Origin of the sequence: Acetobacter estunensis (assembly GCF_019083805.1) — a bacterium.
In the GTDB taxonomy this organism is placed as follows: domain Bacteria; phylum Pseudomonadota; class Alphaproteobacteria; order Acetobacterales; family Acetobacteraceae; genus Acetobacter; species Acetobacter estunensis_A.
Genome location: NZ_JAHRDV010000001.1, coordinates 89,032 through 103,425, shown reverse-complemented (window position 1 = coordinate 103,425; position 14,394 = coordinate 89,032). Strand labels below are relative to the sequence as shown.

The 14,394-nt window shown below is 59.9% G+C and carries 14 protein-coding genes; 4 read left to right on the top strand and 10 right to left on the bottom strand.

What is annotated here, in order from left to right; all coding sequences use genetic code 11:
- Positions 1 to 8 precede the first annotated feature (8 nt).
- The gene (locus KUA11_RS00625) at positions 9 to 1,397 is read left to right on the top strand and encodes an NAD(P)/FAD-dependent oxidoreductase (RefSeq protein WP_217408752.1); all 1,389 of its coding nucleotides are present in this window, start codon (positions 9 to 11) and stop codon (positions 1,395 to 1,397) included.
- 24 nt (positions 1,398 to 1,421) lie between these two features.
- Here the strand turns inward: KUA11_RS00625 and KUA11_RS00620 are convergent, their stop codons facing one another.
- On the bottom strand, positions 1,422 to 2,624 hold the full coding sequence (locus KUA11_RS00620; protein ID WP_217408751.1) for an MFS transporter: 1,203 nt from the start codon (positions 2,622 to 2,624) through the stop codon (positions 1,422 to 1,424).
- 132 nt (positions 2,625 to 2,756) lie between these two features.
- On the opposite strand from KUA11_RS00620, the gene KUA11_RS00615 reads away from it, so the two are divergent.
- Positions 2,757 to 4,184, top strand: coding sequence for a DNA methyltransferase (locus KUA11_RS00615; RefSeq protein WP_217408750.1), 1,428 nt, complete (start codon positions 2,757 to 2,759; stop codon positions 4,182 to 4,184).
- Between the two features lie 18 nt (positions 4,185 to 4,202).
- On the opposite strand, the gene KUA11_RS00610 is transcribed toward KUA11_RS00615, so the two are convergent.
- The 8 genes from KUA11_RS00610 to KUA11_RS00575 all read right to left on the bottom strand — a co-directional run bounded on the left by KUA11_RS00610 (position 4,203) and on the right by KUA11_RS00575 (position 11,942).
- Positions 4,203 to 4,604: a hypothetical protein gene (locus KUA11_RS00610; RefSeq protein ID WP_217408749.1), complete on the bottom strand. Its 402-nt coding sequence runs from the start codon at positions 4,602 to 4,604 to the stop codon at positions 4,203 to 4,205.
- Positions 4,605 to 4,703: 99 nt separating this feature from the next.
- Positions 4,704 to 4,841 (bottom strand): hypothetical protein, encoded by a 138-nt coding sequence (locus tag KUA11_RS00605; RefSeq protein WP_217408748.1) that lies wholly within the window; start codon positions 4,839 to 4,841, stop codon positions 4,704 to 4,706.
- Positions 4,842 to 5,226: 385 nt separating this feature from the next.
- Positions 5,227 to 7,821, bottom strand: coding sequence for an MMPL family transporter (locus tag KUA11_RS00600; protein WP_217408747.1), 2,595 nt, complete (start codon positions 7,819 to 7,821; stop codon positions 5,227 to 5,229).
- 147 nt (positions 7,822 to 7,968) lie between these two features.
- On the bottom strand, positions 7,969 to 8,787 hold the full coding sequence (gene truA / locus KUA11_RS00595) for a tRNA pseudouridine(38-40) synthase TruA (RefSeq protein WP_217408746.1): 819 nt from the start codon (positions 8,785 to 8,787) through the stop codon (positions 7,969 to 7,971).
- Positions 8,784 to 9,701 (bottom strand): methionyl-tRNA formyltransferase, encoded by a 918-nt coding sequence (gene fmt, locus KUA11_RS00590; protein WP_217408745.1) that lies wholly within the window; start codon positions 9,699 to 9,701, stop codon positions 8,784 to 8,786. Before fmt ends, truA begins: the two co-directional genes overlap by 4 nt.
- A 51-nt stretch (positions 9,702 to 9,752) precedes the next feature.
- A complete protein-coding gene (gene def / locus KUA11_RS00585; RefSeq protein WP_166317362.1) occupies positions 9,753 to 10,304 on the bottom strand; it encodes a peptide deformylase in 552 nt (183 codons plus the stop codon).
- Between the two features lie 65 nt (positions 10,305 to 10,369).
- The gene (locus KUA11_RS00580) at positions 10,370 to 10,714 is read right to left on the bottom strand and encodes a hypothetical protein (RefSeq protein WP_217408744.1); all 345 of its coding nucleotides are present in this window, start codon (positions 10,712 to 10,714) and stop codon (positions 10,370 to 10,372) included.
- A 121-nt stretch (positions 10,715 to 10,835) separates the two neighbouring features.
- A complete protein-coding gene (locus KUA11_RS00575; RefSeq protein ID WP_217408743.1) occupies positions 10,836 to 11,942 on the bottom strand; it encodes an AI-2E family transporter in 1,107 nt (368 codons plus the stop codon).
- 64 nt (positions 11,943 to 12,006) lie between these two features.
- Between KUA11_RS00575 and KUA11_RS00570 the strand changes: the two genes are divergently transcribed.
- Both KUA11_RS00570 and KUA11_RS00565 read left to right on the top strand, forming a co-directional pair.
- Entirely contained in the window at positions 12,007 to 12,483 is a 477-nt protein-coding gene (locus KUA11_RS00570) for a hypothetical protein (RefSeq protein ID WP_254454584.1), read from the top strand.
- A gap of 18 nt (positions 12,484 to 12,501) precedes the next feature.
- Positions 12,502 to 13,062, top strand: a complete 561-nt coding sequence (locus KUA11_RS00565) for a DUF4232 domain-containing protein (RefSeq protein WP_217408742.1) — start codon at positions 12,502 to 12,504, stop codon at positions 13,060 to 13,062.
- Between the two features lie 73 nt (positions 13,063 to 13,135).
- On the opposite strand, the gene KUA11_RS00560 is transcribed toward KUA11_RS00565, so the two are convergent.
- Positions 13,136 to 14,131 (bottom strand): 2OG-Fe(II) oxygenase, encoded by a 996-nt coding sequence (locus KUA11_RS00560; RefSeq protein ID WP_217408741.1) that lies wholly within the window; start codon positions 14,129 to 14,131, stop codon positions 13,136 to 13,138.
- Positions 14,132 to 14,394 lie beyond the last annotated feature (263 nt).

Here is a 14,394-nt window from a genome sequence, read left to right as displayed (position 1 = left end):
CGTAGTGCATGTCTGACCGCTCACAATGGCTCACTGATATTAACGGCGAACGGCCGCAGTTCGGTTCTCTCGACCATGATGTTTCGACGGATATCGCCATCATCGGAGGCGGATTTGTCGGGCTTTGGACTGCCATTGCCCTGAAAACGCTCGAATCGGCCCGACGGGTGACGCTGCTCGAAGCCGAGGAATGTGGGGGCGGGGCATCGGGCCTTAACGGTGGCTTCGTGATGTCATGGTGGCCCAAGATCGCCAGTCTCATGCGGGTCTGTGGCACGGACGACGCCGTCTGGCTTGCCGACGAGACGACGCGGGCAGCGGGGGAATTGGGCGACTATCTCGCCGCGCATGGGGTTGATGCTGAATATCGCGGTGCCGGCTGGCTCTGGACCGCCACTGCTCCAGCGCATGTTGGAAGCTGGCTGCCTGTGGTGGAAGCGGCCGAAAGGCTTGGACGAAGCGATATTTTTTGCGCTGTTACCCGCGAAGAACTGGCTAAGCGTACCGGTTCCTCCTCTCACATCGCAGGGGTGTGCGAGACGATCAACGGAACTGTCCATCCGGGACGTCTGGGCGTGGCCCTCACTCGAATCGCTAAAAAGCTCGGTGTGGAGATTTATGAGCACACCCGGGTCATGGCGCTGGAACGAACCCGTCCGGCGGTGCTCAGGACAAAGCGCGGCAGCGTCACGGCGGATCGTGTGGTGATTGCCACAAACGCATGGGCCGCCAGCGTGCCGGAGTTGCGGCGTGAATTTGTCTGCGTTGGCAGCGCGATTGTGGCGACGCCGCCTATTCCTGATCGTCTTGCGGACATCGGCTGGACCGGAGGGGAAAGCATCACGGATTCACAGGCGACCGTTACGTATTACCGTACGACGCGAGACGGACGCATCATCTTCGGGAAGGGCGGAGGTCGGCTTTATTACACGGGAGAGCCGTCTGAATCTGTGTTCCACGATCCTGTGGGCATTCGGGAGGCGACGGCGGATTTCCGCAGGGTCTACCCCATGCTGGCAGATGTGCCGTTGGCCAGAACGTGGTCCGGTCCGATCGATCGTACTTATGACAGCCTGCCGTTGCTGGGGACGATGCCGGATGCGCCGCATATCATTTACGGCATCGGCTGGAGTGGAAACGGTGTCAGTCCCAGTCGGATTGGCGGGCGTATTCTCGCCGGACTTGCGCTTGGGCGGCGTGAGCGATGGACGGAGAACGGTCTCGTAAACCGTCATGCCCGACGCTTCCCACCTGAGCCCTTGCGTTATTTGGGTGGCTCACTCGTGCGGGCTGCCATGATGCGCAAGGATCGGAGCGAAATTGCCAACCGTCCGACGTCCTGGGTGGATCGTGGGCTTGCCAGCCTTGCTCCGGCCGGGCTGGAAGACAAGAAATAGCAGGGCGTTTTCAAGGCGCGGTGTTCAGCCTGAATGTGCGGTGTCTTCCTTGTGGAGCGTCCGTGGAAATGCGGCCGGACTGCACATGGCCAGCACAACGCCTGTAAGTGTGATGCATACGGCTGCTGGCACAAGCACGTTGAATCCGCAGGACGTGAGCAGTTGTCCCCCGACGGCGGAACCGAGCAGGATGCCCACATTGCTGCCGCCATTGATGGCCGCTCCCGCCACATCGGCGCTCGTGGCGCGGGCACGAATGGCACCCGACATCAGGAAGGGGATGATCCCGGCATAGCCCGCGCACCAGAGACCGACCGCTCCAACGCTGGGCCAGCCGGGGAGAAACTGCCCATACAGCAGTCCCATGCCCAGCAGCATGGCCAGTCCACCCCCGACCAGTCCCGCAGAAGGTTTGTGATCGACGACCTGGCCGGCACACCATAGCCCTACAATGCTCATGCCTCCGGTGATGACTAGAGCGATGCTCAGATATTTCTCTGGCAGACCATGATGCAGCAGGAGCGGAGAGACATAGGTGTAGAGCAGGTTGTGCGCGAAAAAGAGCACGATGTTGACCGCCACGACCACGCCGAGGATATGCAATGCACGCCGGGAGCGGAGCGAGGGCAGGGTAGGTGTGCCACCGACGGGAGCCTGCACGCGAGGCAGATAGAGTGCGATAAAGAGGGTGAGCAGAAGCGCCAGCCCTGCCATCACGTAAAGTGCCGCGCGCCAGCCCAGACTCAGCCCGATGGCTGCGGCGCCCGGAACACCCAGCACGGAGCCGAGCGATGTGCCGCCCCACACAAAGGAGATGGCGCGGCCTGTCATTTTTTCAGGGACGAGATAGGCGGCATACGCTGCGGCGATGGACATGAGCAGCGCGTGCGCCGCGCCGCCGATGGCGCGACCGAAGCACACGAGGGCAAAGGTTGGCGCCATGGCGGAGATGAGATTGGACAGCACATAGGCCGCAAGCGACAGCAGCATCAGCAGCTTGCGGTCCATACGCGCGGTGATGATGGTCAGCGGCACCGCTCCCAGCGCCACCAGCAAGGCATAGGCGCTGACGGCAAGACCGGCATGGCCTTCACTGATTCCAAAGGTGTGGGCTACATCGATCAGAAGGCCAACGGGCGCCACTTCAGTCGTGACGGCAATGAAGGTCGAGGCAAACAGGGCGCACAGGCCCGCAACGGACGCGCCGGGGAGTGATCTGAACAGCATGGACTTCCTGACTGACTCGACGATCCGAATAAGCGATGACTGTGACACGATTGGACATGAAACGGGAGGCCGCCCCTCACGGTTCCGCACACAAAACGCGATGACAGGTTTCTGTTTTGTGAATGTGACGTCATGAACACCTCCGCACAGGACGAAATGGTCCGTCAGGGTATCGCGGCACTGACTTCTCCGAAGCCGCATGGCGGCCTTTACAGCTTCCATCGTTACTGGGGGAAAAAGCCCGCCGAACCGGTGCGTTTCCTGATTGAACTGTTGAGCGAACCGGGAGATGTGGTGTGCGATCCCTTCCTCGGCTCGGGTGTGACCGCGCGGGAGGCGACCTCCCTGGGGCGACGGTTCGTTGGCGGTGATCTCAATCCGTTTTCCGTAAAACTCTCATCGTTTCTTGTAAGCCCCTGTGCGCGGGAGGCTTATCGTGCGGAACTGGCGCAGATGGAGGCGCGTCTGCGCCCGGTCATCGAGGCGTCTTATGGCGTGACACCGAAAGGCGCGGTGAGTCATCTGTTGTGGGAAGACGGGATGCTTTCCCGCATATGGATGCGCCCCGCTAGCACGGTCCGTCGGGTTGAGCGTGTGCTCGTGGCGGAGGATGTTCTGCTGGCAGTTCGCTATGAGGGTGTGACCGATCCCGGTGCGCGCACGCTCCGTATGTTCGATAATGCCCGCATCAACGCCCATTCTTCTCTGCAATGGTCCGATCTGTTCACGGGACGTGCTCTTCACAATATCCGTCTGCTGCGTGAAGCCGTCGCTGACATAGCTCCGCCGCTGCGCGAAGCGTTCGAACTGACACTGACGGCCGCCATCGGTCAGATGTCGCGTATGGTGTTCGCCATCAGTGGGCGGAAGGGCACGACTGGCAAAACCCCTGATCGGCTGGAGGTGGGAAGCTGGACTGTGGGCTACTGGCGGCCACGGCGGCATTTCGAGATCAATGTCTGGAACTGTTTTGCTTCCCGCGCCGCGCGGTTGCTGCGGGTGCTTCCGCACAAGGTGGAACCGGTCGTGGAAGCGCCTCTCATCCGGCAGACCGATGCGCTTGATCTGATGAAAGCTCTGCCGCACAGCAGTATCGATCTTTTGATCACCGATCCACCGCATGGGGATCGCATCCCCTATTTCGAGCTTTCGGAATTGTGGAACGCAACGCTCGGGCTGGAAGCCGAGATGGAGCGAGAAATCGTGGTGTCCAATGCCAGAACACGCGGCAAGACCACGGCGGCCTATGTGACGGATATGAGTGCCGTTCTGGAGACGGCGGCAGGCCGCCTGAAACCGGGCGGCGCTATGGTGTTGTTTTTCAATTCGCTCAAAAAAGCGGAGTGGGAGTTTCTCCATAGGATATGCGCGCACACCTCACTGAACTTCGTCGGTATCTGTCCCATGCGTTATTCTGCAGGTTCTCTTGCGCAGGACAGTCGGGCCGGGAGCATGAAAGGCGATCAGGTTCTCATTCTTTCGCGTGGTCCGCTTCGGGCAAACAAGGTGGCCTGCCTTCAAGTCATGCCCGGGTGGCGAGACGGTCAGCCGCCGGAATGAAGACGGCCTGCCCATGGATCAGAACGCGTAGACCGCTCCAAGATGCAGCGTGAGGCCGTTTGTCCAACTGCTCGCTATGTACATCGAATTCCGACCGCCATCTCTTGGACTAAATCGACTGCGGCCCAAAGAGGAGTGGGTATAGAGAGCGCCTCCGATCAAATGGATCTGGCGTGTCAGGCGGTAATCCAGATCGAGACCACCTTCCCATAAAGGACGATCAGCCTGATGAAAGGTGGCGTAGGGCGCTTGCATTTCCGAACCAAGCAGTTCCGCCCACCCCAGACGACCTCTCAGCACAAGATCATCTGTCACGGCGTAATCCAAATGCAGTTTCACGCCGACCATGAACTGATGATAGGCCTCAAATTTTTCGCGGGTCCATGTGTGATAGCCACCCTGAATAGCGGGCGTGACCATGAATCGATCGGTCAAAAGAAAGCCTTTGCCGAATTCGATCCGTGTATCGGTGGTTAGTCTTTTTGACTGTGTGGTGTAAGATGCGGCTCCACCGGGAAACTATGGACCGTAGAAATGGGCATGGTCCTCGACGTTTCCATCGCCAAAGGAAAAGTGCAGGGCGACGAGGAGATGACGGATGTTCTGGATATGGAACATGGTCGAGGCATCCATCTGGAAGCGCGGAGTCCAGCCCATTTCCTTGTCTTTCCACATCGTACTATCGAGAGGTTTTGCCTTATAGTGGCTCCATGAGCAGGTGACAGAGAGACCGATCTCCCGATAGACCTACACAACGGCAGGGATCGTCTTGTCTTGCTGTTCGAATGAGGAGAGCGAGGTCTGTGTCGCCGCCTCGGCCAATGGTGTGGCAGCAAGACACAAGCCGATAAACAGAACTCCCTTCAAGGTCAGAGAAAGGCCCAAGGAAGCTCGAGGCGTCATGAAGGTCTCCGAAACGATACGTTTCGTTACTCCATAGCGCTTTCTGTTACGTTGAGTATCACGGAAACGTAACTACACACGAAAAACGCGGGAGCCATCTGGCTTCCGCGTTTTCTATCGCTCGCCCAAAAGGGGGAAACTACGCCTCGTCGATGGGACGTTTCGGCAAAAGTGCGGGCACGAACACCAGTGTAGCCACCAGCGTACAGCCCAGCGAGAGCAGCAGCAGCCGTCCCATGCTGGCGGTTCCGGGGTGGTGCGACAGAGCCAGCGAACCAAAAGCCGTGCCGGTTGTCAGGGCCGAGAACAGAACCGCCCGCGCGGTGGGGGAAGCGAGTGGGAATTTCACACCGGCCCGCCAGTTCATCACGAAATAGATGTTGAACGAGACGCCCACACCCAGAAGCAGCGGCAGGGCAATGATGTTGGCGAAGTTCAATGTCTCGGGCACGCACACGATCAGGATCACGGTCATCAGCGCTGACATCAGCAACGGCGCGAGGACCAGCCCCATGTCCAGCACCTTGCGCAGGGCCACAAGGAGAATGATGGCGATCATCACGATGGCTGACAGTGCCGCCGTAGTGAAAGCATGCACGATGGTCCGGCCGCTCTCCACGATGTCCACCGCAGAACCCGCCATATCGGGCGATAGCGGCTGGACCGTCTTTACGAACCGATGCAGCGCATCATTGTTCGACATCAGTCCGGAGGGATGGATCTCCACGAGCGCCCGCCCATCGGGAAGCAGATAGTCGCGCCGGATGATGTCGGGCACTTCCTTGATGGAGACAGGTGTGGCCGAAAGAACTGTCTTGAGGGTGTCGAGCTGCATCGGCAGGAAGCGGACCAGTGCCGTATTCGTATTCAGAACCACATCATCGGATGCGGTGGCCAGACGGCTCAGGGCCGCCTGAATACGGCGCAGAGGATCTTTCGCATCCAGGCCTGTGAGCACACTGCCCAGAGCCGTCGCCGTGGCCGAAGCCGAGGCCTTGATGGCAGCGGCGTCAGGCGCGGGCTTTACGGACGGGACGATGAGAGTGGGCAGCAGGATCTGGGCGGCGTCCTGAATCAGGGCGAGCTTGGTGTCCTGATCGGTCGGCACGTAGGAGCCAAGCCACATTGCGTCATGCACGCCCGGAAGCTTGGCGGCCTTGTCCGCCATGACTTTCGCCGCATCGAGATTGGGGGCCAGATATTCCGCGCTGTAAGGCGAGGAGACCGGATTAGCCATCAGCAGATGCAGCGTCCGCATGCCTTCGGATTTGGGATCCTTGGTGTGCAGCGGATCTCCATCGAATTTCAGACTGGGAATGAGAGCCATGCCTGCGATGGCGATCAGTGCGAACAGGCCGAGCAGCGGCTTGCGCCAACGGCGAATGGTCTGATCCACTGGCTTCATGAACAGATAGCCCGTGCGAGGGTGATCGACCGCAGGGCGGAAAATCCGAAGCAGGGCAGGGAGCAGGGCAATGGTGCAGACGAACGCCACCATCATGCCAATGCCCGCGATTTCACCCAGTTCGGCCACGCCGAGGAAGGCCGTTGGCGTGAAGGCCAGAAAGCCCGCGGCTGTGGCGAGAGCCGCGACCAGAATCTGATGGCCCGTCTCTTCTCCCGTCTGGAAGAGAGCCTCTTCCAGTCCGGCCTCACCGATTTGCGTGGGATGCTGGCCGAGAAAGCGGACCGAGAACTGGATGGCGAAATCCACGGCAATGCCAACGAACAGAATGGCAAACGCAACCGAGATGAGGTTGAGCGTACCCACCGCAATGGCGGCGAAGCCCGTGGTGAACAGCAGGCCGGTGACGAGCGTGATCACGATGGGAATAATAACGCGCCACGTGTGGACGGCCAGCGTCAGCCAGACCGTCACAAGAACCAGAGAGCCCAGAAGGCCCGTCACCATGCCATCGGCAACGGTGGCGAACTCTTCGTCAGCGATCTTGACTTCACCCGTCAGGTAGACGTGCGCGTTGCCGGATTTCACGAATTCCAGATCTTTTGACGCGGCCTGCATCGCGCTCGTGGCCGCGCCACCCGGCTGGAAAGAGCCGTAATCCAGCTTGGGCTGCGTCATGACATACTGGTAGCGCCCGGCGAGGTCCGTCAGGCTGCCGGCCAGAAGCCGCTGCCATGAAAGAGGTGTCGGGTGCCCGTTGGCCGCTGCTTCCAGATTATCGGCAAAACCGTTCAGGGCTGTCTGAAAACCGCTCAGATTGGCCTGACCGTGCTGGATCCCCTGAGCAATCAATCCCAGTGAATCGAACAGTCCGCGCGCGGATGGGTCCGCCGCCAGTGCGCCGAGGAAAGGCTGGGCGGCCACCGTGTCATCGAGCACCTTGGCCAGCAGCTTCGGATCGAGGAACATCAATCCATTGCGGTTGAGATAAGGGTCATCATCGGGGAGGCGGACGTAGTTGAAATGTTCGTGATCGGCTGAGAGCTTGGCCGCCAGAGCACGGGCGGTCGCGCGGCCTTCCTCAGGCAGGTCCGCCTCGATCACGGCCACGAGAAGGTTGTCCTTCTGCGGAAAAAGCCGCCCCATCATGTCGGAGCGCTGCTTCCAGGCCAGCTTGTCGGACAGCATCTTGTCTGTGTCCGTGGTCACGCCAAGATGCGTCGAACTTACCCATACGGCGGCGGCGGCCAGAGTCATGAAAATGGCAACAACCAGCCACGCGCGCTTGGCGCACAGGACGATGAACCGACCGATGATCGTGGAAATCATGAGAGAATCTTCAGACCCCTGCCGTTGGCGGCATCAGGAGCGACGGGTCCGTCAGTGCGGGCATTTCCCGTCGCTCGGAAGGAAAGGCTCGGTTTGGCGCAAGCCGCCTTTTGGCGCAAGAGCGCGAACGGGTTGAGATCCTCCAGATCAGAGGCGTTCGAAGGGATCGGGGTCATAATCCACTCCCACAAGATACAGCCCTTCGGCGGGTGCCGTGGGACCTCCCGCGCGCCGGTCTCGCGCTTCAAGGGCCGCTTGCACCTGTTCGGGTGTCCATCGGCCGCATCCCACGAGTTGAAGCGTTCCCACGAGGTTGCGCACCTGATGGTGCAGGAAGGAGCGGGCTTCCACCTCGACATGGATCAGTTCTCCCTCGCGCACCAGTTCCAGCCGGTCCAGTGTGCGAATGGGGCTGTTTGCCTGACATGCGGCCGCGCGGAAGGTTGAAAAATCGTGCTGTCCCAGCAGCAGGCGGGCCGCTTCGTTCATGGCTGCGATATCCAGCGGATACCGGACATGCCAGACCCGATCGGCCTCCAGACCTGGGCGGCTGGCGCGATTCAGAATGCGATAGCGGTAACGGCGACGCACGGCGGAGAAACGCGCGCTCCATGTGGGGGCGACGGGCGCGGCCGAAAGCACCACCACGGGATGCGGTTTGAGGTGATAGCCTAGACCGTCGCGGACAGAACGCCCGTTCAGCGGCATGTCCGCCGGAAAATCGAGATGAGCGACCTGTCCGGTAGCATGCACGCGGGCATCCGTGCGTCCCGCCGTGATACTGGGCACTTTCCGCCCACCTGCAAGGCGTTGGGCCGCGTCTTCGAGCAGTTCCTGAACCGAGAGACCGTTTTTCTGGCGTTGCCAGCCGACCAGGCCGCGCCCGTCATATTCGATCTTTACCGCCCAACGCTGCCGGTCCTCGGCCGCGTGGCTGTCGGCATGCCACGGATAAGCCTCGCTCATGATCCCAGACGAGTGCCCGGCGCAATGGGCTGACCGCGCAGGAAAGCGTTCGTGTCCATCATGCCGCGTCCGGGACGCTGGAGTCGGGTGATCCGCAGCGCTGAGCCGCTTCCACAGGCAATGGTCAAAGCATCGTCCAGCACCTGTCCGGGCGTGCCGGAGAGTTCACTGGCCACGATCTCGACGCCGCCAATCTTGAGTGTCACGCCATCCAGTGTCGTGAAGGTGCCGGGCCACGGTGTGAGCGCGCGGACCTGCCGGTCTATGTGGTTCGCTGGCTGGCTCCAGTCGATGTGGCCATCCTCTTTCGTCAGGCGTTCGGCATAGGTGACCCCGGTTTCCGGTTGCGGCACCGCAGGCGGCCGCTGTTCCAGCACGTCCACGATCATTTTTGCACCCAAAGCTGCAAGTTCGTCATGAAGGGTGCTGGCCGTGGTGACGGGCGTGATGGGAATGTTGACGGATGCCAGCATCGCACCGGTGTCCAGCCCCACATCCATCTGCATGATGGTTACGCCGCTTTCCGTATCACCGGCCAGAATGGCGCTCTGGATAGGAGACGCGCCACGCCAGCGGGGAAGAAGGCTGGCGTGAATGTTCAGGCATCCCATGCGCGGGGCTTCCAGCATGGGGGCGGGCAGGATCAGCCCATAAGCCGCGACTACGGCCGCATCGAGATCGAGTGCGCGGAAGGCCGCCTGTTCTTGCGCGTTGTTGCGCAGTTTGATGGGACAGCGGACCTCGATTCCCAGAGATTCGGCCGCCTGCTGGACGGCGGAAGGGCGCACGGCCTTGCCGCGTCCGGCGGGACGAGGCGGTTGCGTATAGACAGCCACAATCTCGTGGCCCGCTTCGTGCAGGGCGAAGAGGGCCGGCACGGCGAAATCGGGCGTCCCCATGAAGGCTAGGCGCATAGGTCCGGCTCTCCGGCAGATCAGAATACGGACAGGCAGAAAAGACCGGGCTTAATGCCGTTTCAGTTTCTGCTCTTTCGCAAGACGGCGCATGATCATATTGCGCCGCAATGTGGAGAGATGATCCACGAACAGAATGCCGTCCAGATGGTCGATCTCGTGCTGGATGCAGGTGGCGAGTAGCCCATCGACCTCCCGTTCACAGGTTTCACCCGTTACACTGGTGTAGCGCACGCGCACGGCTTCGGGGCGCACCACTTCCGCATACTGGTTGGGCAGCGACAGGCAACCTTCCTCACGCGGGGTCAGCACTTCGCTTTCCGTGAGGATTTCGGGGTTGATGAGCACCATGGGCTGGCGCTCCTCTTCCTCACCCAGATCGACCAGAACATAGCGCTGGCTGATGCCCACCTGCGGCGCGGCCAGACCGATGCCGGGCGCCTGATACATGGCCGCGAACATGCCGGGCAGGGTGGCCTGAAGCGCCTTCATGTCCTCGGGCTTTACGAGCCGTGCCGTCTGGCGAAGCACCGGCTGCGGAGCGATCACGATCGGAGTGGGGGCGGCCTCAGCCGAGGCGCGGGAATAGTCGAGGTCGTTCATAGGGGAGCATTTAGCGTTCACGATCGGGTTTTGCCAGTGTTGCGAGGGCTCGGTGATGACACATTTCACCAGTTGCGCGGATCATGGGTCCGCGCATCGTCGGCATCCTGCACAAGACTCGTGCGGTTCATGCCCGATCCGGCATAGCGGCAGACCGCTTCTGTCGTGGTGATGGTGGGTGTGCCGGTTGGGGAGGAGGCTGACACAAGTTTGGGCACTGGCATGCAGAGATACCACACGCGGCCATGCGCGCCGCCCGGTTCGCTCACGGCGAAGGCCGCATTGGCTTCGACGGGAATTGTGCCGTCTCCTCGGGGCGGCAGATAGTGCAGATGCACCTTTCCACTGGCGTCAGCGTAGTTTGTCAGGCCACATTGCGCCATGAAATCGGCCATGTCCGACTGGCGCAAAAGATATGGATCTGGCGTTCTGCGCGCACACATTCGCTTCTCGGCCTTATTGTAAAAAGAACAGCCGGAAAGAACGGACAGAGCAGCGAGCAGGCAGGCCCACCGCTTGCGGGTGCGCGATTTAGATACGTTCATCATCATCCAGTTTCGGGGTCAGGCGGTCTCCCACGGCAAGCAGCATGGCTGTGAGCGGAGATGCAAGGATCAGCCCCGGCGCACCGAAGATGCCGCCGAAGAACGTCTGGGAGAGGACGGTCACACCCGGCGGCATGGACACGGCCTTGCGCTGGATGAGGGGAGCCATGACGTTGCCCTCGAAGAACTGCACCACTGTGTAGAGGGCCGCCACCATCGCGGTTTCGCGCAATCCTAGTGAGAGTGCCAGAAGACATGCGGGAATGGCTCCGAGAATGGCGCCGATATAGGGAATGAAATTGCAGAGCGCGGCAAGGAAGCCGAGCGAAAGCGCGAGCGGCACACCGATGATCCACAGGCCCACGCCCGAGAGGATGCCGACCACGGCCATATCCAAAGCCTGTCCCACGACCCATGCCCAGAGCGTATCGGCGGCCACCAGCATCACTTCACGCCCTTTGCCCCGCCATTTGTGCGGGACGAGGCGAAGCATGCCGTTGGCGTAAAGCGCCGGGGAAGCCGCAAAATACAGCCCCGCGATCAGTACCACGGCCATGGTGCCCAGCACGCCGAAGGCCGAACCAAGGAATCCGGTCATGGACCCCGCAATGCGTGAACCCAGTGACATCAGCCCGCCGCTGTTGCTCGAACCGCCGCCATTTCCACCGAGGGAAGCGGGCAGGTAGTCCAGCAGGATTTTCCCCTGTGGCCATGCTTCGAGCTGGTTGCGCAGGGCTATGACCTGTGTCGTCAGCGCATCCTTCAGGCGGGCGGCCTGCGCTACGATGTCCGATCCACTCGTCCAACTGATGCCCACCACGATGGCGACCAGAAGCACGCAGACGATGACCAGCGCGATGCCGTTGGAAATGCCGGTGCGACGGTGAACCGCCCGTGCCATGCCATGCAGGATGACGGCGAACAGGGCGGCGGCAAACACGACCATGATGACATCGCCGATCAGCCAGATCGACAGCATGGTGATGGCAACGAGAAGCGTAAGGCGAAGAAGGCGGGCAATACTGCCGATGGAGGAGTCGGTGGTCTCCGCTGTTGCAGGGAGGATTACACGGGGAACGCGTTCTGACGACATGCGGGGGTCCGGACGAAAGGGCAAAAGAGGTGGAACATCGTTCCATGAAGAAAGAACGCATCCGATGGTCTTTCGTCGTAGGACGGGTCCGTTTTTTTTCCAAGTGGGACGGTGGGTTGGCAGCGCTCTCATCTTCGCGAAGGATTTACCGGATTGTGCAATCTGTTTGGAGAAGATGAGACGAACGAAAATATTGGGTCTTATGGCGCTGACGGTCACGCTGGTCTGGCTGGCGCCCTCTCCTGGTCAGGCTCAGTCTGCGGTTAATCTGGAAAGGCTGCATGTTCCTTTCGATGGACCATGTGAAAACGTCGCTCGTGCCCTTAAGGATTATCCTCCGAGCACTTTTGAAGCGGCACTTGCCAACCAACGCTGGTGGAATGGGCTAATGGCGGCGGGAGATATTCCTCCGTTTCATATCCAGTACGACCATTACCCGATCATCGATGAATTTTTCGAAGGATGTGACGCAGCGCCGCATACGAAAAGCAGCGACATCATGCACGCCATCGGTCTCACGCATCGCTGGATCGTGCCATGAGCCAGGAAGCTTCTCACGATGCAACTGCTCTGCCGGCTCAACCGTTTCCTGCACAGGCACAGCAAGGAGACAGCCAACATGCGGGGAGGAAAGCTCCTGACAGGCTTACTTCTGGCTGTGGCTTTTGTTCGGCCGGTCTGGGCCGCAACACAGGACAAGACTTGCCGCCCGGCCGATCTTTCCCTGCACCTCAATGGGGGACAAGGGGAATTCGACGGCATGTCACACAGTGGAACATGGCTTGTTTTTACCAATCATGGAGACGCACCGTGTTCCTTGCTCCGTTATCCCGTCATCCGTCTTGAGGACGCGCAAGGGCGCTTGCTTGCCAAGGGAGAGCGTAAGGCCCGCGTCGATCTTTCCCAGACTGTCGTGATGGCTCCGCATTCCACATGGCGAGCTTCGCTTTACTGGGTTTCCGGTGATGTTTACGGGCGCGGTCGATGCGTCTCACCGTCGCGGGCGGTTGTGGGCTGGGGGCAGAGCCGCCTGCGTGTGGGGTTTGATGGGCATACGCTCTGCGGGCCGGCTCAGGAAATGGTTTCGTTTGAGGAAGGTGGTCTGGAGTTGAGCCCATAAATACGATGGGACAAACATCTTGAGTCTTTTGTGGCCACGATGACTGTCGTCTTGTCGTTGTCCATGGAATGACTCAATGGAAGAACGTCAGAAGGCAGTAACGGCTCCCCCGTGTAACCGGCGTTGCTTCATGCAGAAGGGATGCCGAGAATATAATGGCTGCTCCGGTCTGTGGTTTATAATAATGATCGTTATATTCAGGGAATGTCAGGGATCCTCCATCGTATTCAGATGTATTGAGATTCAATGAGAGGGCAAACTTCCTGAACATGACCGCTGGCGCCAGATTGTCACGATGGCGGAGGAAATGGCCGCCGGGAGCGTCATAACGCGCCAACACGAGACGATCGACATGCTGTGCCTCGAACTGAAAGGCCTTTTTGATTTCCGGCACACAGGAGGCATCGAGACGTTCAAGGATTTGCCCCGCCAGATCGCTATCGGGTGGCACGAGGAAATCGGTGCGTTTCTTCTTGTTCTCATCGATACGATGTACCGGTTTGCCATCCATTCCGGTACTGGCCATTCCGCCTTGTGTGTGCGGTGAGCGTTCGAAAATATCGATCAGATCACGGCAGAAAGCCGTATCGAATACATGCGGGACCAGAAGAAGAGGGGCAGGGAGTCCGACTTCACGTCGCTCTTCACTGATAAGCGCGGCCAATACATTCTCAGCATGGGTGACGCATGTTGCTGGGGACGTCATATCGAGTGCGGTGATGATTCTCCCTGCACGGTCCATCACGAAAGATTCGGGCATATCATTGGAGAAACCATAATGCGCGAAGAACTCTTCCATACAGAAAACAGTCGTGACACCAAGGAAGCTTAGAGCAAGAAATTCCGGAACATGCGGACTTGTGCTCCCAACGAGCAGCACGATGTCGGTGTCATGCCGAGCAAACAGGGAAGAGGCATCGGAGAATGCTTCGCAGAACGGAGTGATCGTGCTGGCCGAGAGGTGGCCTGCAAGGAGGACGACCGCATTGCGTCCCGCTTGGGCATCGAAGGAATAAAAACTGTTGTCCTGAGCCATCCCATAACAGAATGGTGCATGGCGTCCTGTCATCAGTCGCATTTCTCCACAGTTGGCAATAATCCATCGTGCTGAGTGGATGCCATGTGGGGGTTTATGGAGCGTGAAGGCCTCGGTGTCGCGCGGGGTTCTGGTCCGCGATACGGTCCGGGTTTATTGGTGGCGATGGGTATTGATGTCGTTTTCTCTTATCCCATCCCGCATCAGGTCTGTGCCATAAACTTCGTGTTTGCAAAGAGCGTGGAGCCATAAAAAAGGAGGCCGAAGCCTCCTTTTTTGCGCAAGGTAAAGGGCGT